Raw genomic sequence first — 20,232 nt, 5'->3', positions numbered from 1 at the left:
ATGAGCCTGACCCCCAACCCATAGGCTGAACCATACTGTCACCAGGCATGGCCAATCGGGGGCAGGGACATGGGACGGGAGGTACACGATAGCCGCTTCCGGCATCGCTACCTGAGTCATGACGCACTGACTCATCAGCTCAAGGCGTGGGTTCAGGCCTATCCGCACCTGGCCCATCTACAGAGCATCGGCATCAGCCCCAAGGGACGGGAGATCTGGGTGCTCACCATTGGCCCGGAGCCCGAGCGCCAGCGTCCCGCCGTATGGGTGGACGGCAACATGCACGGTACCGAGCTGGCCGGTTCGAGTGTCGCGCTGGCGGTGGCCGAGGCGGCGCTGGCCCTGCACACCGAGGCGGCGGCCCTGCCCGACGATCTGCCCGAGCACCTTCGCCATTTCCTGCAGGAGGTGCTGTTCTATGTGTGCCCGCGCATCTCGCCGGATGGCGCCGAGCAGGTGCTCCGGCAGGCCGGTTTCGTGCGCTCCGCACCGCGGCGCAATCCGGATGCCGCCGACAAGCCTTATTGGCGCGCCAAGGACCTGGACGGCGACGGCCGCTGCCGTTACCTGCGCCTCGAGGACGAGGCCGGCGACTTCGTCGCTTCGCCCCACTATCCCGGCCTGATGCTGCCACGCCAGATCGACGACCCACCACCCTACTGGCGACTTTACCCCGAGGGGGTCATCGAACACTGGGACGGCGAGACGATCCCCGAGCCTCAGTGGTTACAGGATACGCCAGACTTCAACCGCAACTTCCCCTGGAGCTGGCAGCCGGAGCCCGAACAGCTCGGTGCCGGCCCCTACCCCGGCTCCGAACCCGAGACCCGCGCCGTCATCGACTTCGCTGTCGCCCACCCCAACCTCTACGCCTGGCTGAACCTGCACACCTTCGGAGGGGTGTTCATCCGCCCGCTGATCGACGCTCCGGACAGCCGCATGGACCAGGGCGACCTGGCCATCTACCGGCAACTGGCCGCCTGGGGGCGCTCCTGTGCCGGTTATCCCACCGTCAGTGGCTTCGAGGAATTCACCTACCAGCCCGATACCCCACTGCATGGCGACCTCACCGAATTCGCCTACCACCAGCGGGGCTGTGTGGCGCTGGTCTGCGAGTTGTGGGATCTGTTCCACCGCATGGACCGGCCCCGCCCCAAGCGCTTCGTGGAGCACTATGCGGCCTTCGAGCGTGAGGATATGGAATGGCTGGCACAGTGGGATGCCGAGCATAACCAGCAGCGTCTGTTCCACCCTTGGAAGGCCTTGCACCATCCGCAACTGGGCGAGTTGGAGGTGGGTGGGCTGGACCCCATCATCGGTATCTGGAACCCACCACCCGAGGTCTTGCCGGAAATTTGCGACAGCCTCACCGCTTACTGGTTGCGTGTCGCGTCCTTGCTGCCACGGTTGGCAATCGCGGGCGTGCGCTGTACGCCGCTGGGCGACGGCTATCGAGAGTTACGGGTCACGGTGGAGAATCGCGGCTACCTGCCCAGCCATGGGCTCAATGCCGCCCGGGAGCGGCCATGGAACACCGGAGTGGAAGCGCACGCCAGTGTCGTCGGCTGCCGACTGCAGGACCCGGGGATGGCACGTCAGACGTTGGGCCACCTGGACGGCTGGGGGCGAGGGCTGGGCGAGGCGTCGCAGATGCCCTGGTTTCAGCGCTCACGTGGTAACGCTCACCAGACCAGTGCCCGCTGGGTCATCCAAGGCGAGGGAGAGATCACGCTGCGTATCGGTGGGCCACGGTTGGGCTACGTGACCCGCACGATACCGATCCCGGGAGACGCCGCCGGGTAACGGGACGACCGACGAAGCCTTCATGGCATTTACGGCTGGACCCACAGCTTGTCGGGCGGGAGCCCAAGCCGGATCATGGCGATGTGGTGTAGCCTGTAGCAAAGCCATCGAATCGTCATCACGAGGCATGCCATGCTGACCATCTCCAATACGGTGGAACTGGCCGAGTGGGAAATCGAGATCAGCCAGATCCGCGCCCAGGGGGCGGGCGGCCAGAACGTCAACAAGGTCGCCTCCGCGGTGCACCTGCGTTTCGATATCCTCAACTCCAGCCTACCGCCCTTCTACAAGGAGCGCCTGATGGCCCTCCCCGATCAACGGATCAGCAAGGAGGGGGTGATCGTCATCAAGGCGCAGAGCTTCCGCACGCTGGAGTTGAACAAGGAGGATGCCCTGGCGCGGCTCAAGGAACTCATCCAGAGCGCGGTGAAGCAGCACAAGGCCCGCCGGCCGACGAAACCCACCAAAGGCTCCCAGCGGCGCCGGGTGGACAAGAAGACCCACAAGGGCAAGACCAAGGCGCTGCGGGGCAAGGTCAAGGTGTGAAGGTCGCCTGGAAATGCGGGTGTGCCCCAAGCAGCAGCGGCGTCGGGACCACGGTGCCCTCATCGTGGCTACGACCGAGCGAGGCGCACCGGCACACGACGGCGGCCCCAGTGCCCGGGCGGGCCGGCGAACACCCCCGCACAGCGGGTACCGCATCGCCGGCAGTGGCCGGCGTCGGTGAGGTTCCACTCCGAGAGGGCATACCAGTCACGTCCGATCAGACGCTCCCCGCAGTGGTGGCAGTAGGTACTGCCGCCAGCGGAGTCGTGCACATTGCCCGTAAACACGTAGCGCAGTCCGTTGGCCATGGCGATCTCGCGCGCCCGGCTCAGCGTGGCGGAGGGAGTGTGCGGCTTGTCGCGCATCTTCCAGTCCGGATGAAAGGCGGTGAAGTGCAGCGGCACGTCGGGGCCGAGCCGATCCATTACCCAGCGGCTCAGGGCCTCGATTTCCGGCGGCGAGTCGTTCTCGTCCGGGATCAGCAGGGTGGTGATCTCGAGCCAGACGTCGGTGGCGTGACGCAGGTATTCCAGGGTGTCCAGCACCGGAGTCAGGCTGCCGCCGCAGATCTTGCGGTAGAAACCCTCGGTGAACGCCTTGAGGTCGACGTTGGCCGCGTCCATGTGGGCAAAGAATTCCCGCCGCGGGGCGTCACAGATATAGCCCGCGGTGACGGCCACCGAGCGCACGCCGCGCTCGCGACAGGCGTCGGCCACATCCCTGGCGTACTCCAGAAAGATCACCGGGTCGTTGTAGGTGTAGGCGACACTGTGGGCACCGCGGGCCACGGCGGCGTCCGCCAGGATCTCGGGACTGGCGGCGTCGGCCAGGGTGTCCATCTCCCGGGACTTGCTCATGTCCCAGTTCTGGCAGAACTTGCAGGCGAGATTGCAGCCCGCGGTGCCGAAGGAGAGCACCGAAGTACCGGGGAGGAAGTGGTTGAGCGGCTTCTTCTCGATGGGGTCGATGCAGAAGCCGCTGGAGCGCCCGTAGGTGGTGAGCACGATCTGGTCGCCCTCGCGGGCGCGAACGAAACACAGCCCGCGCTGGCCTTCGCGCAACTTGCAGGCGCGTGGGCAGACATCGCACTGGATGCGCCCATCGTCAAGCGCGTGCCAGTATTGCGTCGGGATCACCGAGCTGTCAGGTTCGATTGCCATGATGAGGAACGGGCAGCGCCCGCTTCGAAGCCGTTGGTCAAATTTCATTCTACCCAATCGAGGCGCCGGTGTGGCTCAAACCCCGAAGGGATAAGTCTCGGGAGCCTCTTCTTTTTCTGCCAGCTTTCACCTCGGTCGAAAGGCTCGACGGCCGTCGTTATCAGTCGTCGAGTGATCTCTCCGCGCAGACGACAGAACTCGGCGGTGCCGTGGGAGGCCTCGCCGAGCAGGACGAACGGCCGGTCGCCGACCTGCTCCAGCAGCGCATCGTAGTCGCTGCTGCGCTCACCGAGTCGCAAGCTGGCGTACGCAGGTAAGGGGTGTGACCATGAGCCTAGCCTCCCATCAACAGGGATACCCTTCGAGTCTAGGCGTTATGCCCCCGTCGACACGAGCGCTCAATAATCTCCTTGAATGTAACAAAATGTGTACTAACGTTCAGGTAAGCCTGTCGTCGAAAGCGCACAGACCCGGTTGTAAAAAAAGCTGCAGCGTCAGGGGTAAGCCATGTCCAGCACATGCACCCAAACCGGAGGGCATCCCATGAACACTCAACACATCACTGAAATTGGCCGCTTCCACCTAGGTATCGTCAGAGCCTCCTGGGCAGGGCGTACGATAGTCACGGCACGACGTGAGCCGGACGAGGGACCGATGAGCGTGGAGCAAGCAGCCAACGCGCGGCGCGAAGCCGAGTACGTGGCCAGGCGCAACGGCATCAAGGAGCCGCTGCTCCAGCTCTGGAAAATCGGATCCTGAGCGTCACGCCACGTGAATTAATGGGCTTCGCTTCGCGAAGCCCATCCTCTCTTGGCAATGCCTTCGATGCAAAGAGTGGTGTATGGGTTATCTCGCAACCAGCCAGTCGCAGCACCAGAAGGCGGCACGAACCTGGATCCGAATTTCTTCCTTGAATTCTATCCGCGCTACCGCGGCCACCAGGTCCGAGGGACTCCTCATCGGACTCGTATCCTTATGCGAGTTAGGAAGAGCCTGAGGGAATGGCGTACCATCGCGGCTGCAGCAAGCCCCGGGGACAGTCAAAGGAAGGACGAAAATGAAGAACCTTTCTGGCATGCTTAATGCTTCCGATTATTTATTTGTTTAAAAGGGAAGAAGTATGCTGGCTATCATTCTGGAGTTCGATGTTATCCCAGGGAAAGAGGAAGCGTTTCGTGAAGCCTGGGAAGAAACGACAAAGTATATCCACACGAATTTCGGCAGCCTAGGCTCGCGCCTGCATAGAGCGGAAGATGGTAAATTCATCGCTTATGCTCAATGGCCAGATCATGAAACCTACGAGAAAGAGCATGACTGGTCAGAAGAAGGGATCAAGTGTCGAGAGCGGATGCGATCGACGCTCAAGTCTGAACAAGTGATCGTATTACATAAGCTTGACGTGGATACCGATTTGCTTGAACAAGAAAGCTCCCCGCACTGATCAGCACAACATGCTTGTTTCGAAGCCTCATCCCTAGGGCGGGCCAAGGCTTCGATGATTTCTTGGGTCTGTCCGCCAACCCAAAAAAATGACAGCACTATCGCCCATGGGCTTCGCGGCTATCCGTTGGCGCCTGCTCGCGGTCGTCGAGACCGTAGTCACGCACGACATGAGCAATCCTTAGTCGGTAGTTCTCGAATATCGAGGACCTACCCGCCCGCTGCGCGGCTCGATGCTGTTCCAGGCGTCGCCATTGCTCGATGGCAGCTTCATCGCGCCAGAACGAAAGTGACAGCAGTTTATTCGGGTCATTAAGGCTCTGGAAACGTTCGATGGAGATGAAGCCCTCGATATCATCAAGCAGCGGTTTCAACTCGGTAGCAATATCAAAGTAACGCTGACGTTGGTCGGGTGTCGGCATGGCTTCGAATATGACGGCTATCATGGTATCTTCTCCATTGGCCGGGAAGAACTCACTAAAGTCACGTTCATGGAAGCTCATCGAAATGATCGAGCTGGTCGGTGATGTCGAACCACGGCGCCTTCGATGCACAGAATATATGCACATTGGGTTGCTGCGTGGGGGCATCATCGAGCACACCTAGCCGAACGATATATTTCCCTCGTTTCAGCTTGTGGGAGAACAGGCTCGAACCACAGTGGCCGCAAAACCCCAATTCCGTCTCCTCGGATTTCGGGTAGCGGGATACGAACTGCTCCCCGACCGTAATCGTGAAATCCTTTGCATCCACAAGACCACCGGCCGCAAACGCGGAGCCCGACCACTTGCGGCATTCCGAACAATGACAGTAGCCGATAAAGTCGAATTTATCCGCCACCTGGATTTCTACTTTCCCACACAAACACGAACCCGTCAGATTTTTCATCTTGACCTCATATCGAACGGTGTTTCATTTCACTGGGCCACCGATGGACCAGATATGACCAAAGGGATCCTTGATCTGGCCATACCGCATCCCCCAGAACTGATTGTCGAGCGCCATGATGACTTCCGCGCCGGCGTTGACTGCCCGCTCCCAGGCGACATCGGCGTCAGGTACATCGAGATGGATGACGCAGCTCGCGCCACCAAGCCGCGTGGGAGCCTTGGCACCACCATGGTCTCCAAACTCAGGGAACTCGTCATGCAGATAGATCGCGCCAGCGCCAAGATTCAGATGAGCATGCATCAACCGCTTTCCGTCCTCGGCAAGATGCTTTCCTTCGAGTGTCGCGCCAAAGGCTTTCTCGTAAAATGCCACAGCGGCTTCTCCATCGTTGACGGCGAGATGGGGAGTGGGGACTAGGTTGGTCATGGCTACCTCCCTCGTGGACATGTGATCATGGATATGGGAACAGGACGATCCGACGGTTACCCGTTCCCCTACGGAAACGAGCGTGCTCGCCACCTCACATTAGCCTGCGCCTCTGCCTTCTGCCACAAATCACGCAACCCACGGAACCTCAAGGGAAAAGTCTTTCGAGAAGCAGCACATCGGCCCTCCGTCACCGTGCACTATCGCCTGTGCCGCACGGGAGGGGACCACTCCAGGGCGTGGCAACAAAAAAGCGGCACCGCATATATAAGCGGTGCCTGACAAAGAACTGCTGAGAGACGGTTAGTGATAATGCTTGCAGCAGCCGACGATCCCTTTGGCCGCTTCGTCATCCTCGCAGCGATTGGCTATGTCACCCAAGCTAAGGATTCCAGTAAAATCCTTGTCGCTGGCGTTGTTGAGCACCACCAGACGCTGAACTTTCTGCTCCCGCATGTTCTGGAGCACGTCCTTGACGTCCTTGTCCTCAAAGGTATAGAGAACACTGGTGGTAGCGATGGAACTCACCTTGTCATCAGGGCTCTTGCCCTCGGCAACCGCACGGACGGCGATATCCCGATCGGTGACCGTACCGGCGATCTTGTCGCCTTGCACCAACGGCTCGAATCCTGAGCCGTCTTGCTGCATCTTCTCGGCCACCTCGCGAATGCTCGCATCCATGTCGAGATAGCTAGCCTGTGACCGTGGCGTCATGACTTCTCTGACTTGCATAACAAAACCTCCGTTTGTTAGCGAAACCATGTCGGAGCGCCATGCGCTGGGCTCGGCGCTCATGCTAAGCACCATCCTGCCAGCTACTTGTAGGAGTAGTTGTCGAGGCGAGTCATTTCAAACAAGAAATGGCTTATCAAGGTGATTCCCGGTTATCAGGAGTGCTTTTCGTCGACGAGGCGAGTATCGAACGCCAGGTGTTCAGCGATATCGGCCATGGCCTCGAACGGTTGTTCGTAGCTCCAGGCGGCATCGGTCACCGTTTCCCCGTCCAGCTCGACGGAGTAGTAGCTGGCATCGCCCTTGAACGGGCAGTGGGTGACCGTGGTCGAGCGAACCAGGCGCTGCATGTCGACGTCCTGGCGCGGAATGTACTGGCGATGGGGATAGCCCTTCTCGCGCAGTTCGATGGCGTCATGGGTATCGGCGATCAGTGTCCCGCCGACCCAGACGCGAACCCGCTGTGGATTGGGGTGCAGGCTGATGTGTCCGCTGGGGTCATGGATCATGGCGTCAAACCTCATCGCTGGAGAGATTGTTAGTCATAACCGTAGCAGACCGGTAGCGGCGAGGCTTATTCCGCCTCCTTGTACGCCACGAACTCGCCCTTGCCGACGGGCACCAGGCAGGTCGTGAAGGCCGGCAGGCTCTCGATATGGGCCATGAAGTCGGCCAGTTCCGCCTGATGCGAGACGGCATTGTCGCAGACCAGCACCCCACCGGGTTTCAGTGCCGCGACCACATCATCGGCAAAGCCCATGTATTCCGAGCGCTCGGCATCGAGGAAGACGACATCGAAGCATGCCTTCTGCGCTCGAAGGTAGTCCGCTGCCGAGCCTTCGATCTGCTGGATCTTGTGTGCCAACCCGGCCCTGGCGAAATTGTCGCGAGCCTCGCGCACCTTGTCGGGCGAGACCTCGACGGTGGTGATCCGTCCCGACTCAACGATCGACGCGGCCAGCCACAGGGTGGAGTAGCCATTCGAGGTGCCGATTTCCAGCACGCTGCTGGCCTGCATGGCCTTGAGCAGCACTGCCAGGAACTGACCGGTGTCGCGGGTGATGTTGAGATATTTCCGGCATCGCTCGGTGGTTCGGGCATCGTTTTCTTCGCCCTTCCTCTCCAGTTCTGCCAAGAGTGCCTGGGGTGACATAGGAATCCTTATCTATCGCAATGAGGTTGTTGAACAGGACGGCGCCCCCATCAGGCACGCTGCGGCTGCGGGTGAGCGCGCAGCAGATAGGACGCGGCAGCCACGCCCACGAGGCCGAAAATGGCGCCGGGAAGCGCGCCCAGCACCAGGCTGATAACGATGCCGCCGATCAGCACCGCCCCTCCCACCACAATCACCGGAGTCACGGTGGCATGTGCCACATCCCGCTTGCGGCGCATCTCGAACGTCACGACCGCCACCATGACGGGCGCAACCACGATAATACACAATGCGATCCACCACAGGCGGCCGAACCAGAACCCCACTTCCCCGGGGACCCCGGCATCGATGGGAACGCCCAGGCGTTCCCCCAGCCATGCCGCTGGCAACTCGGCGAACTTGTGCCACAAATACAGCGGCATCCCCAGCGCCCCGAGAATCGCCACCAGCCGGTCCACCCGACGACGCTCCAGCAGCCGCCGCACCGGACCCTCGAATGTCAGCACCGCACCCACCTGGATCCACATCACCCCCACCAGTGCCAGCGTCGGCGGCAGAAGGTTGCTGGGGCTGCCGAACTCGCCATCCACCATGGCCACGGGATAGCCAGTAGCGACGGTGCCAGCCAGCCACAGCAGCCCGAGCAGCAGCAGGCCGATACCGACACGTGGCCCGGCGAAGCGGCCTCGCTTCCAGGCGATGCCAAGTTGTTGTGGCAACAGCCAGACGGCAGCGGCATTGACCCAGCCGATCCCACCGTCGCGACTGGTGACCAGTGCTCCCAATTCCAGCAGGTCACCGGGAGACGCGATACGAGCACGCAGTAGATCGACGACAGCGGCGATGGCGAGCAGGCCGACCACGGCCTTGAGCCCCCAACGACGATCGGCCCAGACACTGAGCGGCAGCAACGCCTGGATCCCCAGCAGCATCATCAGGAACCACAAGTGGATCGTCAGCGAATGGTTGAGGGGGCCAAGGAGGCGACCGCCGGTATAGGCGGCAACGATGGCGAAGGCCATGAGGACAGCCAGGTAGGTGACCGTGGGGCGGGCCAGGCCCAGTGCCCTGCCTGCCCACCAATGCAGTTGTCGATGGCCTTCCTCGAGCCGGCGCAGGGCGCCATCCGCACTGACCGCGGCCGACACGAACACGAACAGCGGTACGACCTGCAGCACCCAGGTGAGAACCCCGGCCCCGGTCCAGACCACCAGCAGATGATCGGTCGCCACCATTTGCCCGTCCTGGAGCCGCGGCAATGTCGCGATCCAGTGACCGAACACCACCACCAGCAAGGCGCCGGCCCGCAAGGCATCGGGATAGCGGTCTCTGACGGCCTGATGCGCCGTGGCATTTCCTTGTCGTTGGCTCAAGTCGTAGCCTCCCCTGCCGCTCGCTGTGACTCTTGCAAATATTGCGTTCTTGACTAAAGTTTTCGAACACCGTTTCCTAACATCTTCCAACAAACATCGATGCCTGGCAACTGGCCGGTGGTGCTGGACCTGGTGACCCTCGACTGGCTGGCCCCGGGAACCTGAGCCAGCGTTTCCTGATGCACGGTTTCTTTACGGAACATCTCTATGCGCGGTTGGAACAGTTACGCTGCCACTTGCCCCCCTAGCCGCCCCTGCTAGCTTGAGAGTCAGCGATCACGGACAAGCCCAATAACAAACCTCGGTGGCTGACCATGAAATTCATCCGCTATCCTCACTACCCCTCTCCCGCCGTTCCTCTCACGCTTGGTTTCCTGTTGCTTGGCGCCGCCTTCTGGCAGGCGCCAGCCCACGCCCAATCGTCGGACCAGGTTCCCCGCCTGGAGCCGTCGGAGTGCGCGACGCAGGTGCTGAACGAGCTACAGGCGCAGTGCTACACCTTTTATGGCCAAGAGAATTGGGACGAGCCGAACGGCATCATCATCGAGTTGCCCGTGGCGGTGTTCGAGCCCGAAGCAGAAGCGGCGTCAGGAGACGACAGTGCCGATGTGCCGGTCATCTTCTTCCCCGGTGGTCCCGGCTATTCCTCGCTCGGCAATCGCGACTACCTGGAGCAACTGCTCAAGGACGTCGGCAACCGCACGCTGGTGACGATGGATCACCGCGGGTTCATTCATGCCGAACCGGCGCTGGAATGTCCCGACTATGCGGCGGTGTCTCCCTACCACAACATCATCCACACGCCGGCCATTGCCTCCTCGCTGGATCCCATGGAACGCCTGGATAGCATCACCGGCGTCGTGGCCGACTGTTACCAGAAGCTCGTCGATGAGGGCATCGACGTCTCCCAGTACAACTCCTACTCGGTGAGCCGGGACGTCGAGGAGATTCGTCGCCTGCTCGATTACGACACCATCGACGCCTTCGGCTCATCGACGGGTAGCGGCACGGTGCTGTCCTACATCCAGTATCACCCGGACAGTGTGCGCGCGGCGATTCTCGGCTGGCCCTGGTTCATCAACCTGCGCAATCGCGCGCCCGTGGACGAGCTGTATACCGCCAAGCAGACCTTCACCGACACCCTGGCCCTGTGCGTAACGCAGCGTGAAGGTTGCCGAGAGATGCTGCCCGCCTGGTTCCTGGCCATCGACAGGGCACGCCGGGCCCTCGATGCCAAGCCTTTCGTCACCACCGTAAAGGAGGCCGATGGCAGCGAGAAGACGCTCTACTTCGATGGCGCGGCCTTTATCGACACTCTCTACCTGACCCTGGCCAGCGACTACGCGATGCTGCCGAGTCTGATCACCGACATCGAGCAAGGCGATTACTCCCGCCTGAAGGATTTCTTCCTGATCGACGACTACGACCCCGAGCCGGAAGCGCCCACCTATGCGCTGGGCTACTTCCTGGCCCATGTCTGCAGCGACATGGGCACCAATCGCCCCACCCCGGAGGACTCGATCGCCGCGGTCCAACGCGAACCCGCGGTGCTGGGCTTCGAACCTCCATGGCTATGCGCCTGGTGGGGCGAAGACGGCGATGTGCCGGCGGAGCACAACGACCCGCTGGTCTCGGAGACGCCGGCCCTGGCGATTCATGGCCAGATGGACCCGTGCTGCGGAACGCGCTGGAGCGAGCATGCGGCACGCACCATGCCCAATCTGCAGTTCGTGGAGTTTCAGGCCATGGGGCACAGCCCCGTCACCGAATGCCGCTCGATCATGATCCAGGAGTTTCTCGGCGATCCCCAGGCGACCGTGGACGATAGCTGCAAGGACGAAGTGTCGCTGGAGCCGTGGGTGCTGGAATAGCCGCTGGCGAGACCCGGTCATTTGCTGGAGGGAGCTTCTCCAGGGAGGGCGTGATGATGACAAACTAAAACGTTTACGTCACACCCTCATCGGTGGCAACATTCGCAGCCATATGCGTCAGGATGCGTCCTCGACTCCATGCGTTTCGCCAGGGATTGGACATGCTGCGTTTTCCCAGCCGTCACCATCGGCAGGTGACCCTTACCTACTTCGGGATGTTTGTCGGCGCTGGCATGACCGCCGGGCTGCTGGGCCCGGCCCTGCCGCATCTCGCCGCGATGACCGGCTCGAGCATGAGCCAGATCGCCATCCTGTTTACCGCGCGGGCGCTGGGCACCATGATCGGTGCTGTCAGCGCCGGTCTGTTGCTGGATCGCTTACCAGGTCACCGGTTACTGACCGGCATGGTACTGCTGGCTGTCCTGGGACTCGTTCTGGCCCCCTTGAGCGTGGCGCTTGCCGTGCTCACCGCGGTGGTGTTCCTGCTCGGGCTCTCGGAGGTTTCGCTCAACACCGGCGGCAATACGTTACTGCTGTGGACCCACCGCGAGATGGCCGGGCCGCATATCAGTGCCCTGCACTTCTGTTTCGGGTTGGGCAACATGCTGGTGCCGTTGGTCATGATCACTGCGATCGCCCTGACCGGGCAGTTCCACTGGGCCTTCTGGCTTGTCGGCCTCTATCTGCTGGCACTCATATGGCCGCTGTCGCGCCTGGCCAGCCCACTCCGGCAGCGCTCCCGTGAAGGCGCACCGGAGGAATCTCCCGCCAAGCCCCGGGATGCCTGGCTATTGGCCGGTTTCATGCTGATGTTCGGCCTCTACGTTGGCACCGAGATCACCTTCGCCGGCTGGATCACCACCTACGGCACCCTCAATGGCCTATCCGCCGATGACGCCGCCTTCCTGGTGTCGCTGTTCTGGCTCGCCCTGTCATTGGGGCGCCTACTGGCCATACCGCTGCTGGGCTGGGGGTCTCCCTGGACGATGCTCTACGGTTGCCTGGGCCTGGGACTGCTGACCGCTCTCGCGCTCCATGCACTGTGGCTGCCCTTGTCGCTGGCGGTGCTGCTGTTCGGGCTGTCGGCATCGGCCCTGTTTCCGACGCTGCTCAGCCTGGGCAATCAGGTCATGGAGATGACGGGACGCAACACCGGGCTGATTTTTCTTGCCTGTGGCCTGGGAGCAATGATCGCACCATCGCTCACCGGCCCACTGCTCGATCTGGTCGGCGCCCAGGCCTTTCCGCTGTTGCTGGCCGGCCTGGTCATCCTGCTGATGGCTGCCCTGCTGATGTTGCGGGCCAGGCTGACCAACACCGGAGTTCTCGGCACCACGACCACGGCATAAGGGCAACCATCTCAGATCCACCCCTTGCGGCGGAATATCCAGGTGAGGCCAACGCCGATACCGAACATGAGGGCCAGCACCACGAAATAGGCGTACTTGAAGCCCAGTTCCGGCATATGCTCGAAGTTCATGCCATAGATGCCGACGATAAAGGTCAGCGGCACGAAGATGGCAGTAATGACCGTCAGGATGCGCATGGTGTTATTGAGCTGGTGAGACGAGATCGATATGTAGCCGTCGATCAGGTCACCACAGATGTCGTAGTACATCTGCGTCAGGCTATAGAGCCGCTCGAAGCGCTCGTAGACATCGTTGATGGCGTGCAGCGTCTCGGCATTTTCGCGCGAGAGGTGTCGGTAGTCGTAGGCAATCAGCTCCCGCGTGATGCCTTGGTGGTAATTGAAGATACGGCGCATCTTCACCAGTCGCGACCGATAACTGATGATTCGCCGCATCAGCTTGTCGGTACCCGCTTCCTGCAGTTCATCTTCCAGATCGCTGAGCTGGGTTTCGAATTCCAGCAGGCCATCCAGATAAAAACCCGCGGAGATATACATGATCTTCAAGGCGACATGCTCGGGGGATATCCGAAGCAGGGGCTTGCCCTCATGCTCGAACAAGCGGTCGACGCTCATGGCCATGCCGGGATGCAGGCTGATCAGGTAACGATCGCTGATGAAGAAGGAGATCTGTTGTGGCTGGTAGTTCAGTTCGGCATCGAAGGAGGAGATGCCGCGATAGATGACCAGGGTGTGAGACTCGAATTCCTCGATCTTGGGCGGATGACGTTCACGATGCGCGTCGTTGATGGCCATCGGGTGACAGCCAAATTCCTCAAGCAATGCCCGCTCTCGCGCCATCGGTTCACCCTGCAGGTCGATCCAGATATGGCTGTCCGGGTCGTCACGCCAGCGGGCAATGAGTTCCTCGTTGCCGGTGTGGAATTGACCGTCGGCGGTGACCAGCAGGGTGCGAATCATGGTGTCTCCAGCAGTCCGTTAGCGAAGCCTGTCCATCGAACATAAGACAAGAGGCATTCGATTGCATGCTGAATGAGCGGCAATCGATGCCACCACCATGATCGCTCCCCCTTTTCACCCGTCAGTGGTCGCTGTTTCTCTCTTGTCACTCAAGGCCGGCCGATGGGCTGGCGGTGACGTCGGGTCGCCAGTGACTTGAAAATGGCCGACCAGGGCATGCATCTCGGCCGCCTGTTCGTCCAGGCTATGGCTGGCCGTCGAAGCCTCCTGTACCAGGCTGGCATTCTGCTGGGTCACTTGGTCAAGCTGCGCGATCACCCGGTTGATCTCTTCGATACCGATCGACTGCTCCTGGGTGGCATCGGCGATTTCCGAGGCAAAGTGCGTGACCTGCTCCAGGCGCTCGACGATTTCCTTGAGATACCACGAAGAGGCCAATCAGCATGGCCCGGATGCTCAGGCGTCTTTTCATTTCATTGCCTTCTGAGAATCGCAGAGAACAGCACAGTCGACCCGGTCGTTACCGGGTCGTGTCATGCGTTATCGGCAGGCAACGAAAAAATTGAAGGGATTCGCTCAGTGACGCTTGACCTTCCAGATACGCCAGGCCAGCCCCCCGATGATCAGGATGCCAAGGGGGCCCAGGATGGCGGCCGCGAGTCGCGGCTCGACCGCCAGACCGAGGGCATCGACCCCTTCGAGGGAAAGCTTGAACAGGCTGACGATGTAGTAGCTGATGACGATGATCGACAGCCCTTCGACAGCCTTCTGGATCTTCAATTGGCTGCTGGTGCGTTCATTGAGGCTCTGCAGCATTTCCGAGTTCTGTTCCTCGATCTCGACCTGGGCTCGCGTTCGCAGCAGGTCGTTCAACTGGGCGACACTCTGGGCCAGGCTCACCTGGCGCTTGTCGATCGCCGCACAGTAACGGACCGTCGGGCGGAAACGTCGCAGGATGAAGATACCCAGCCGCTGACAGTCCTCCACCCGGGTTTCACGCAGTTCCTCGATACGGCTGAACACGATCCTGGCATAGGCCTCGGTCGCACTGAAACGCTGTCGGGAGCGAGCACTGCTGCGTTCCAGGCGTGCCGAGAGCGACGAAATGGCATCCAATAACGGCCGCGGGCTCCCGTGATCGTTCTCGGCATTGCGGTCCGAAAGGTCGCCGAGCTCGTGTTCGAACTGTCTGAGTTCCTTGCTGAGTTCCTTGGCCAGTGGTAGCGACAGCGAAGCCATCATGCGGTAGGTCTCGATTTCCAGCAGCCGACGCGTCATCCTGCCCAGGCGATAGTCATTGAGCTGGCGATTGACGACCAGCAGACGATTGACGCCCTCCGGAGTGAGTCGGAAGTCACTCCACACGGTGGCGTCCCCACCACCGACATTCGAGCCGGCCGGGTCCTGGAAACCATAGGCCGCGGTATCTCCCGCCCAGTGCGTCGCCGATTCGATCAGCACCAGGCTGGCATTGATCAACACGTCCTGGTGTTGATCGACGATGTGCGCCAGCACGACGGGGGGTTCAGGCCAGTGCTCGCCGTCTTCGACCTTGGGCACCAGCATGGTGAGGGTGAAGAATTCCGTGTGCCGCTCCCACTTCAGGGTCATACCCTCGAGCTTGATGATCCCCTGGGCGGCGTTGGTATCCAGCGGCGTCTCGGCGGCCTCGCAAAGACGGCGAATGATGGTGTCACAGACGCCATCGGCATCGAGAAAGGCGAAATGGTGCAGGTATGCCGGCCCCGTGAAATAGATCGAGGGCCGGGCATGAAGCTCGTTGTGCAGGATTTCTCTCTGGGGATGCATGGTCGGGTCTGCAAGGACGGAGGAAACAGTGAGCGTAACCGCTAGAGTCGGCCAGTCAAGTCGACTTCGCGACGGGCCCGGAAGTCGTATCTCGCCTGGTTATTCGGAAGAGTGCTACTCAAAGCCCGCCGAGGCGCTCGGCCAGCGCCTCGATCTCGTCATGGGCGAAGACCTCGATGCCGTGCCGACGCAGCAAGGCGGCCGTCACGCCTTCACCGGCATGACGGGTACCGTTGAAGCTGCCGTCATGGACCTCCCTGCTGCCGCAGGAGGGGCTGCCGTCGGTAAGCAGGGCGAAGCGACAGTCATACTCCCGGGCCACTTGCAGCGCCAGCCGAGCGCCGGCAACGAAGGGCGCGGTCACATCGTCACCCTGGGCATCGAGGATACGCACCTCGCCTTCCAGTACGTCGCTCCCGCTGGCTGCCTGTTCGATCTCGGCGGGTGGACGCGGCGTCGGCAGGCCGCCGGCGACTTCAGGGCAGATCGAGACCAGACGCCCTTCGCACCGCCATCGCTCCAGCAGCGAATGCTCGATGCGCTTGTCGCTGCCGTTATAACGCACCGGGCTACCGAGCAGACAGGCACTCACGAGGATCTTGGCTGTCACTCGCTCATTCATCCCACCGCGGTGCCCATTCGGGATCGGCGATGCGCTCGCCGGCGTCCAGCTTGTCGATCCTGGCGATCTCGTCGTCACTGAGCTCGAGTTCCAGTGCCGCCAGGTTGGCATGCTGGTGCTCCGGCTTGGTGGACGACGGAATCACCACGATATCGCGGCCGGCGACCCAGGCCAGGGCGACCTGTGCCGGTGTCGCGCCGTGGGCGTCGGCAATTTCCTGCAGCAGCGGGTCCTTCATCACCTTGCCCACCGCCAGCGGCATGTAGCCGGTGACTTGCAGCCCGCTGGCCTGGCAATGCTCGACCACCCTACGGTTGGCCAGGTAGGGATGCACCTCGATCTGGTTGGTGACGAGATGCTCACCCCCGGGCACGCCGAGCGCTTCGTCGAGATGCGCCATGGTGAAGTTGGACACGCCGATGTGTTTCGTCAGCCCCTTCTCTCGCGCCTCGTTGAGGGCTCCGATGGTTTCGCCCATCGGCACCTCGCCATTCGGCGATGGCCAGTGGATCAACGCCAGATCGACGTGGTCCACGCCGAGCCGATCGAGGCTCTCTTCCAGACTCCTGATCAGATCATCGCTCTCGAGGCGGTCGTACCACACCTTGGTGGTGAGAAAGATCTCGTCACGCGGCACGCCGCTTTGCCGAATCGCTTGCCCCACCTCGGTTTCATTCTCGTACGCCTGGGCAGTGTCGATATGCCGGTAACCCAGTTCGAGCGCGGAACTCACCGAGTCGATGACCTCCTGCCCCTTGAGACGAAAGGTGCCCAGGCCGATACGCGGAATCAGATTTGCCGTTGCCATCCTGTTGCTCCTTGTGTATTCCACGACTCATACCGTCATCAGTGGAGACACGCGGCATCGGTTTCAAGCGGAAATTTTCCGCCGCTGTCGATTTCGTACCTCGTCGGACGACTACGCTGTGTCATAGGAACAAATACCATCCCTCGCAGGAGGAAGCCGACATGCAGAGCGCAACCACCCACGTCTCCGCCGAGGCCGCGATTCTCGAACTGCAGGAATCCTGGCAAGCTGCGGTGCGCGACAAGGACATCGAGGCCATCACCGCCCATTATGCACCGGGTATCGTGGCCTTCGATGCCATCAGCCAATTGCAATTCAAGGGACTCGAGGCCTACCGCAAGCACTGGGAGGCATGCATGGCCATGTGCCAAGGCCCGATGACCTTCGAACTACACGAGGTGGCGATCACCGCGGATGAGCACGCCGCCTTCTGCCACGCCCTCGTCAACTGCGGGGGCACCAACGACAAGGGCGAGCAGGAATCCGGCTGGATGCGAATGACCGCCGGTTATCGCCGTATCGACGGTCGCTGGCTGGTGGTGCACGAGCACTTCTCAGCCCCCTTCGACATGGCCAGCGGCAAGGCCATGTTCGATCTCGAGCCATAACGGAAGCACTGCATAAAGGAAGCCGTCATGAAATATCTCTGCCTCGTCTACAGCAACGAAGCGCTTTTGCATTCCCTGCCCGAGAGTCCCGAGGACAGCGAGTGCCTGGCCTATGCCGAGCATATCCAGGCCAGCGGGCGGATGATCGCCGCCGAGGCCCTGCAGAGCGTGCATACCGCCACCACCGTGCGGGTGCGAGGCGGCAAGACCTCGATCACCGATGGGCCCTTCGCCGAAACCAAGGAGCAACTGGCAGGATTCTACCTGGTCGATGCCCACGACCTGAACGAGGCCCTGCGGATCGCCGAGAAGATCCCGGCAGCCCGCGTGGGTAGCGTCGAGGTACGGCCGGTACGCGAACTCGATGTCACTTCGCCGTCGGTTCACGCACAGGAACACCCCGCATGACCGATGGCGTGGCATGAACAATACTATGGAGCGCCCCCCGACAGAGTCCGCCGATGATGAGTGAGGCCAGCCCTGCCATACGCGAGAAAGTCGCGGCCATTTACCGTGACGACTCGCGACGCGTTCTTGCCACCCTGATCCGGCTTCTGGGCGACTTCGAGCTCGCCGAGGAAGCGCTGCACGATGCCTTCGCCGCGGCCGTGACCCAATGGCCGCGCGAGGGGATGCCGGCCAATCCGCGTGCCTGGCTGGTCTCGGCCGGGCGCTTCAAGGCGATCGACAGCCTGCGTCGCCAGACCCGTTACGATGCTTCCGTGGCCGAACTCGCCAACCAGTTGGAGATCGATTCTGCCACGCCGCCGGACTGGGACGAGGCGAGCGTGGCCGACGATCACCTGCGCCTGATCTTCACCTGTTGCCATCCGGCGCTGCCGGCGGATGCTCAGGTGGCCTTGACGCTGCGCGAAGTCTGCGGCCTGACCACCGAGGAAATCGCTCGCGCCTTCCTGAGCCGGGCCTCCACCCTGGCCCAGCGCATCGTACGCGCCAAGGCCAAGATCCGCGACGCCCGCATTCCCTATCAGTTGCCCTCGGCAGAGGAATTGCCAGAACGCCTGGATGCGGTACTGCGCGTGATCTACCTGGTGTTCAACGAAGGGTACTCGGCCTCCTCAGGGGATAGCGTCACGCGCGCCGACCTGTCGAGCGAAGCGATCCGACTGGGCCGCCTGATGCACGAACTGCTGCCGGAGCCCGAAGCCCTCGGCCTGCTGGCGCTGATGCTGCTGCATGAGTCGCGTCGCACGGCGCGCGCCTCCGCGACAGGCGAACTGATCCTGCTCGACGAACAGGATCGCGCCCTGTGGGACCGGGCATTGATTGCCGAAGGTGCGTCGCTCGTGGAACAGGCCCTGCGATCGCGGCGCTTCGGCCCCTATACGCTGCAGGCGGCGATCGCTGCCGTGCATGCCGAGGCGCCGAGTGCCGAGATGACCGACTGGGAGCAGATCGTCGGCCTCTATGACGTCCTGGCCCGGGTAGAACCCTCTCCCGTGATCGCGCTGAATCGTGCCGTCGCCGTGGCGATGCGCGACGGCCCCGATGCCGGTCTGGCCTTGATCGATACCCTACTGTCTCAGGGCGAGCTGGCCGACTACCACCCGGCCCATGCGGCCCGGGCGGACCTGTGCCGGCGGCTGGACAAGCGTGCCGAAGCGCGCGCCGCCTACCGGCGCGCGCTCGAGCTGGCGCAGCAGGTCCCGGAGCGACGCTTTCTCGAACAGCGTCTGGCCATGCTGGAGGACTGAAGCCTCAGTCGGCGGCCAGCTCCTTGCGCGGCAAGCTGGTATAAGTCGCCATGAAGCGCAGTGCCGGCGGCAGGCTGGCACGCCATACCCGCCATTGGTGCCCACCGCGAAACAACTCGAACGCCACCCGGTCAGGCTGGTGAGCCTGCAGTCTTCGATAGAGTGCGGAGGCATGGCGCTCGATATCGAGGATATCGCGGTCACCGGAGCTGATGTACATGGGCACGACATATTCCTGTGCCTTGTAGTCGTCGAGGTATTCGGGGTAATTCAGCCTCAACCACAGCTCAGGATCGAAGTTTCCTTCCGGAGTCATGAAGGCGGGATGCCGATGGCTCGATGACAGCTGTGGCGGTAACGGTTCGTACGAGGCCGGACTCAAGGCCGCCGCCGCCGCAAACATGTGTGGATATTCGAGCACGAAATTGACGGTTCCATAGCCGCCCGCCGACAGCCCGCCGATGGCTCGCCCTTCACGCTCGGCGATGGTACGCCAGGTCGCATCGACATGCGGGATCAGCTCCTCGAAGAAGGCGGTCCTGGCCTCCTCGTTGTAGCCATCCACCCACCAGCTCTGGCTGCCTGGCATCACGAAGATCGTCGGTGGAATGTCCCCGTTGCGGATCATGCGATCGGCGATCCGTCGCAACCTCCCCTTGCCGACCCAGTCATGCTCACTGCCGAAAGATCCGTGTAACAAATACACCACAGGATACGAGAACCCGGAATCGGCATAGTCACTCGGCAAATAGATATTGTAGGCATAGTCACGGTCCAATATCTCGGAAGGAAAGGCATGGTGCGAGATCTGTCCGGCCGCGGCCGCACCGGCGCTCAGTAGAGTGAGTATCAGCATGGCGACGAGGGACCGGTGCGCGCGCATGCGATATCACCTCCATCTCCATGAAAAAAATGAAAAACCGGTTCGCAGGAATTCTTTCACGGT

23 protein-coding genes are annotated in these 20,232 nt (G+C 61.7%); 9 read left to right on the top strand and 14 right to left on the bottom strand.

The genetic code is table 11. The features are described from left to right. Positions 1-69 precede the first annotated feature (69 nt). Positions 70-1,803 carry a M14 family metallopeptidase gene (locus tag ACFOEV_RS20045; RefSeq protein ID WP_386776667.1) on the top strand — a complete coding sequence of 578 codons (1,734 nt, stop codon included), beginning with the start codon at positions 70-72 and terminating at the stop codon, positions 1,801-1,803. 132 nt (positions 1,804-1,935) lie between these two features. Further along, on the top strand, positions 1,936-2,349 hold the full coding sequence (arfB, locus tag ACFOEV_RS20040; RefSeq protein ID WP_386776666.1) for an alternative ribosome rescue aminoacyl-tRNA hydrolase ArfB: 414 nt from the start codon (positions 1,936-1,938) through the stop codon (positions 2,347-2,349). Between the two features lie 68 nt (positions 2,350-2,417). Here the strand turns inward: arfB and amrS are convergent, their stop codons facing one another. Continuing rightward, on the bottom strand, positions 2,418-3,509 hold the full coding sequence (amrS, locus tag ACFOEV_RS20035; RefSeq protein ID WP_386776665.1) for an AmmeMemoRadiSam system radical SAM enzyme: 1,092 nt from the start codon (positions 3,507-3,509) through the stop codon (positions 2,418-2,420). A 543-nt stretch (positions 3,510-4,052) separates the two neighbouring features. On the opposite strand from amrS, the gene ACFOEV_RS20030 reads away from it, so the two are divergent. Together ACFOEV_RS20030 and ACFOEV_RS20025 are read left to right on the top strand one after the other, a co-directional pair. Further along, positions 4,053-4,268, top strand: a complete 216-nt coding sequence (locus ACFOEV_RS20030; RefSeq protein ID WP_386776664.1) for a hypothetical protein — start codon at positions 4,053-4,055, stop codon at positions 4,266-4,268. A 361-nt stretch (positions 4,269-4,629) separates the two neighbouring features. Beyond that, complete coding sequence (locus ACFOEV_RS20025; protein ID WP_386776663.1) at positions 4,630-4,950, top strand: antibiotic biosynthesis monooxygenase family protein; 321 nt, start codon at positions 4,630-4,632, stop codon at positions 4,948-4,950. 97 nt (positions 4,951-5,047) lie between these two features. Here the strand turns inward: ACFOEV_RS20025 and ACFOEV_RS20020 are convergent, their stop codons facing one another. The 7 genes from ACFOEV_RS20020 to ACFOEV_RS19990 all read right to left on the bottom strand — a co-directional run bounded on the left by ACFOEV_RS20020 (position 5,048) and on the right by ACFOEV_RS19990 (position 9,524). After that, positions 5,048-5,452, bottom strand: a complete 405-nt coding sequence (locus tag ACFOEV_RS20020; protein WP_449280248.1) for an antibiotic biosynthesis monooxygenase family protein — start codon at positions 5,450-5,452, stop codon at positions 5,048-5,050. Next, positions 5,439-5,837, bottom strand: coding sequence for a GFA family protein (locus ACFOEV_RS20015; RefSeq protein ID WP_386776662.1), 399 nt, complete (start codon positions 5,835-5,837; stop codon positions 5,439-5,441). Before ACFOEV_RS20015 ends, ACFOEV_RS20020 begins: the two co-directional genes overlap by 14 nt. 24 nt (positions 5,838-5,861) lie before the next feature. Next, entirely contained in the window at positions 5,862-6,266 is a 405-nt protein-coding gene (locus tag ACFOEV_RS20010) for a VOC family protein (protein WP_386776661.1), read from the bottom strand. Positions 6,267-6,569: 303 nt separating this feature from the next. Continuing rightward, entirely contained in the window at positions 6,570-7,061 is a 492-nt protein-coding gene (locus ACFOEV_RS20005) for a CBS domain-containing protein (protein WP_386776660.1), read from the bottom strand. Positions 7,062-7,153: 92 nt separating this feature from the next. Beyond that, positions 7,154-7,507 carry a DUF427 domain-containing protein gene (locus tag ACFOEV_RS20000; RefSeq protein WP_386776659.1) on the bottom strand — a complete coding sequence of 118 codons (354 nt, stop codon included), beginning with the start codon at positions 7,505-7,507 and terminating at the stop codon, positions 7,154-7,156. A gap of 65 nt (positions 7,508-7,572) precedes the next feature. Beyond that, positions 7,573-8,151: an O-methyltransferase gene (locus ACFOEV_RS19995; protein WP_386776658.1), complete on the bottom strand. Its 579-nt coding sequence runs from the start codon at positions 8,149-8,151 to the stop codon at positions 7,573-7,575. Between the two features lie 50 nt (positions 8,152-8,201). Further along, positions 8,202-9,524, bottom strand: coding sequence for an acyltransferase family protein (locus ACFOEV_RS19990; protein ID WP_386776657.1), 1,323 nt, complete (start codon positions 9,522-9,524; stop codon positions 8,202-8,204). A gap of 314 nt (positions 9,525-9,838) precedes the next feature. Here ACFOEV_RS19990 and ACFOEV_RS19985 point away from each other — a divergent pair, with 314 nt between their 5' ends. Then, complete coding sequence (locus ACFOEV_RS19985) at positions 9,839-11,395, top strand: alpha/beta fold hydrolase (RefSeq protein WP_386776656.1); 1,557 nt, start codon at positions 9,839-9,841, stop codon at positions 11,393-11,395. Between the two features lie 161 nt (positions 11,396-11,556). Further along, positions 11,557-12,744: an MFS transporter gene (locus ACFOEV_RS19980; protein ID WP_386776655.1), complete on the top strand. Its 1,188-nt coding sequence runs from the start codon at positions 11,557-11,559 to the stop codon at positions 12,742-12,744. A gap of 11 nt (positions 12,745-12,755) precedes the next feature. Here the strand turns inward: ACFOEV_RS19980 and ACFOEV_RS19975 are convergent, their stop codons facing one another. The 5 genes from ACFOEV_RS19975 to dkgB form a co-directional block, all read right to left on the bottom strand. Beyond that, positions 12,756-13,724: a magnesium transporter CorA family protein gene (locus ACFOEV_RS19975; protein WP_386776654.1), complete on the bottom strand. Its 969-nt coding sequence runs from the start codon at positions 13,722-13,724 to the stop codon at positions 12,756-12,758. A gap of 114 nt (positions 13,725-13,838) precedes the next feature. Beyond that, positions 13,839-14,162 carry a hypothetical protein gene (locus tag ACFOEV_RS19970; RefSeq protein ID WP_386776653.1) on the bottom strand — a complete coding sequence of 108 codons (324 nt, stop codon included), beginning with the start codon at positions 14,160-14,162 and terminating at the stop codon, positions 13,839-13,841. 138 nt (positions 14,163-14,300) lie between these two features. Then, positions 14,301-15,533 (bottom strand): DUF3422 domain-containing protein, encoded by a 1,233-nt coding sequence (locus ACFOEV_RS19965; protein ID WP_386776652.1) that lies wholly within the window; start codon positions 15,531-15,533, stop codon positions 14,301-14,303. 118 nt (positions 15,534-15,651) lie between these two features. Further along, positions 15,652-16,143: a DUF523 domain-containing protein gene (locus ACFOEV_RS19960; RefSeq protein WP_386776651.1), complete on the bottom strand. Its 492-nt coding sequence runs from the start codon at positions 16,141-16,143 to the stop codon at positions 15,652-15,654. A gap of 4 nt (positions 16,144-16,147) precedes the next feature. Beyond that, the gene (dkgB, locus tag ACFOEV_RS19955; RefSeq protein ID WP_386776650.1) at positions 16,148-16,963 is read right to left on the bottom strand and encodes a 2,5-didehydrogluconate reductase DkgB; all 816 of its coding nucleotides are present in this window, start codon (positions 16,961-16,963) and stop codon (positions 16,148-16,150) included. A 161-nt stretch (positions 16,964-17,124) separates the two neighbouring features. On the opposite strand from dkgB, the gene ACFOEV_RS19950 reads away from it, so the two are divergent. From ACFOEV_RS19950 to ACFOEV_RS19940, 3 genes are read left to right on the top strand one after another with little or no spacing between them, the layout of a single operon-like run. Continuing rightward, on the top strand, positions 17,125-17,571 hold the full coding sequence (locus ACFOEV_RS19950; protein WP_386776649.1) for a YybH family protein: 447 nt from the start codon (positions 17,125-17,127) through the stop codon (positions 17,569-17,571). Between the two features lie 27 nt (positions 17,572-17,598). Continuing rightward, a complete protein-coding gene (locus ACFOEV_RS19945) occupies positions 17,599-17,979 on the top strand; it encodes a YciI family protein (RefSeq protein WP_386776648.1) in 381 nt (126 codons plus the stop codon). A 53-nt stretch (positions 17,980-18,032) separates the two neighbouring features. Next, positions 18,033-19,286, top strand: coding sequence for an RNA polymerase sigma factor (locus ACFOEV_RS19940; protein WP_386776647.1), 1,254 nt, complete (start codon positions 18,033-18,035; stop codon positions 19,284-19,286). Positions 19,287-19,290: 4 nt separating this feature from the next. Here the strand turns inward: ACFOEV_RS19940 and ACFOEV_RS19935 are convergent, their stop codons facing one another. Next, positions 19,291-20,169, bottom strand: coding sequence for an alpha/beta hydrolase (locus tag ACFOEV_RS19935; RefSeq protein WP_386776646.1), 879 nt, complete (start codon positions 20,167-20,169; stop codon positions 19,291-19,293). Between the last annotated feature and the right edge of the window lie 63 nt (positions 20,170-20,232).

Source organism: Litchfieldella rifensis, assembly GCF_042646605.1.
Classification (GTDB): domain Bacteria; phylum Pseudomonadota; class Gammaproteobacteria; order Pseudomonadales; family Halomonadaceae; genus Litchfieldella; species Litchfieldella rifensis.
The sequence above is the reverse complement of the archived record's forward strand: the minus strand, read 5'-3'. Positions and strand labels throughout refer to the sequence as shown.

Bases quoted from the DNA above. Each gene is read 5' to 3' on its own strand.
- dkgB (WP_386776650.1), bottom strand. From the start codon at position 16,963: ATGGCAACGGCAAATCTGATTCCGCGTATCGGCCTGGGCACCTTTCGT.
- ACFOEV_RS20010 (WP_386776661.1), bottom strand. From the start codon at position 6,266: ATGACCAACCTAGTCCCCACTCCCCATCTCGCCGTCAACGATGGAGAA.
- ACFOEV_RS19980 (WP_386776655.1), top strand. From the start codon at position 11,557: ATGCTGCGTTTTCCCAGCCGTCACCATCGGCAGGTGACCCTTACCTAC.
- ACFOEV_RS20015 (WP_386776662.1), bottom strand. From the start codon at position 5,837: ATGAAAAATCTGACGGGTTCGTGTTTGTGTGGGAAAGTAGAAATCCAG.
- ACFOEV_RS19995 (WP_386776658.1), bottom strand. From the start codon at position 8,151: ATGTCACCCCAGGCACTCTTGGCAGAACTGGAGAGGAAGGGCGAAGAA.
- ACFOEV_RS20030 (WP_386776664.1), top strand. From the start codon at position 4,053: ATGAACACTCAACACATCACTGAAATTGGCCGCTTCCACCTAGGTATC.
- ACFOEV_RS19975 (WP_386776654.1), bottom strand. From the start codon at position 13,724: ATGATTCGCACCCTGCTGGTCACCGCCGACGGTCAATTCCACACCGGC.
- ACFOEV_RS20005 (WP_386776660.1), bottom strand. From the start codon at position 7,061: ATGAGCGCCGAGCCCAGCGCATGGCGCTCCGACATGGTTTCGCTAACA.
- ACFOEV_RS19965 (WP_386776652.1), bottom strand. From the start codon at position 15,533: ATGCATCCCCAGAGAGAAATCCTGCACAACGAGCTTCATGCCCGGCCC.
- ACFOEV_RS20020 (WP_449280248.1), bottom strand. From the start codon at position 5,452: ATGAGCTTCCATGAACGTGACTTTAGTGAGTTCTTCCCGGCCAATGGA.
- ACFOEV_RS19985 (WP_386776656.1), top strand. From the start codon at position 9,839: ATGAAATTCATCCGCTATCCTCACTACCCCTCTCCCGCCGTTCCTCTC.
- ACFOEV_RS19935 (WP_386776646.1), bottom strand. From the start codon at position 20,169: ATGCGCGCGCACCGGTCCCTCGTCGCCATGCTGATACTCACTCTACTG.
- ACFOEV_RS20045 (WP_386776667.1), top strand. From the start codon at position 70: ATGGGACGGGAGGTACACGATAGCCGCTTCCGGCATCGCTACCTGAGT.
- arfB (WP_386776666.1), top strand. From the start codon at position 1,936: ATGCTGACCATCTCCAATACGGTGGAACTGGCCGAGTGGGAAATCGAG.
- ACFOEV_RS19950 (WP_386776649.1), top strand. From the start codon at position 17,125: ATGCAGAGCGCAACCACCCACGTCTCCGCCGAGGCCGCGATTCTCGAA.
- ACFOEV_RS19940 (WP_386776647.1), top strand. From the start codon at position 18,033: ATGATGAGTGAGGCCAGCCCTGCCATACGCGAGAAAGTCGCGGCCATT.
- ACFOEV_RS20000 (WP_386776659.1), bottom strand. From the start codon at position 7,507: ATGATCCATGACCCCAGCGGACACATCAGCCTGCACCCCAATCCACAG.
- ACFOEV_RS20025 (WP_386776663.1), top strand. From the start codon at position 4,630: ATGCTGGCTATCATTCTGGAGTTCGATGTTATCCCAGGGAAAGAGGAA.
- amrS (WP_386776665.1), bottom strand. From the start codon at position 3,509: ATGGCAATCGAACCTGACAGCTCGGTGATCCCGACGCAATACTGGCAC.
- ACFOEV_RS19945 (WP_386776648.1), top strand. From the start codon at position 17,599: ATGAAATATCTCTGCCTCGTCTACAGCAACGAAGCGCTTTTGCATTCC.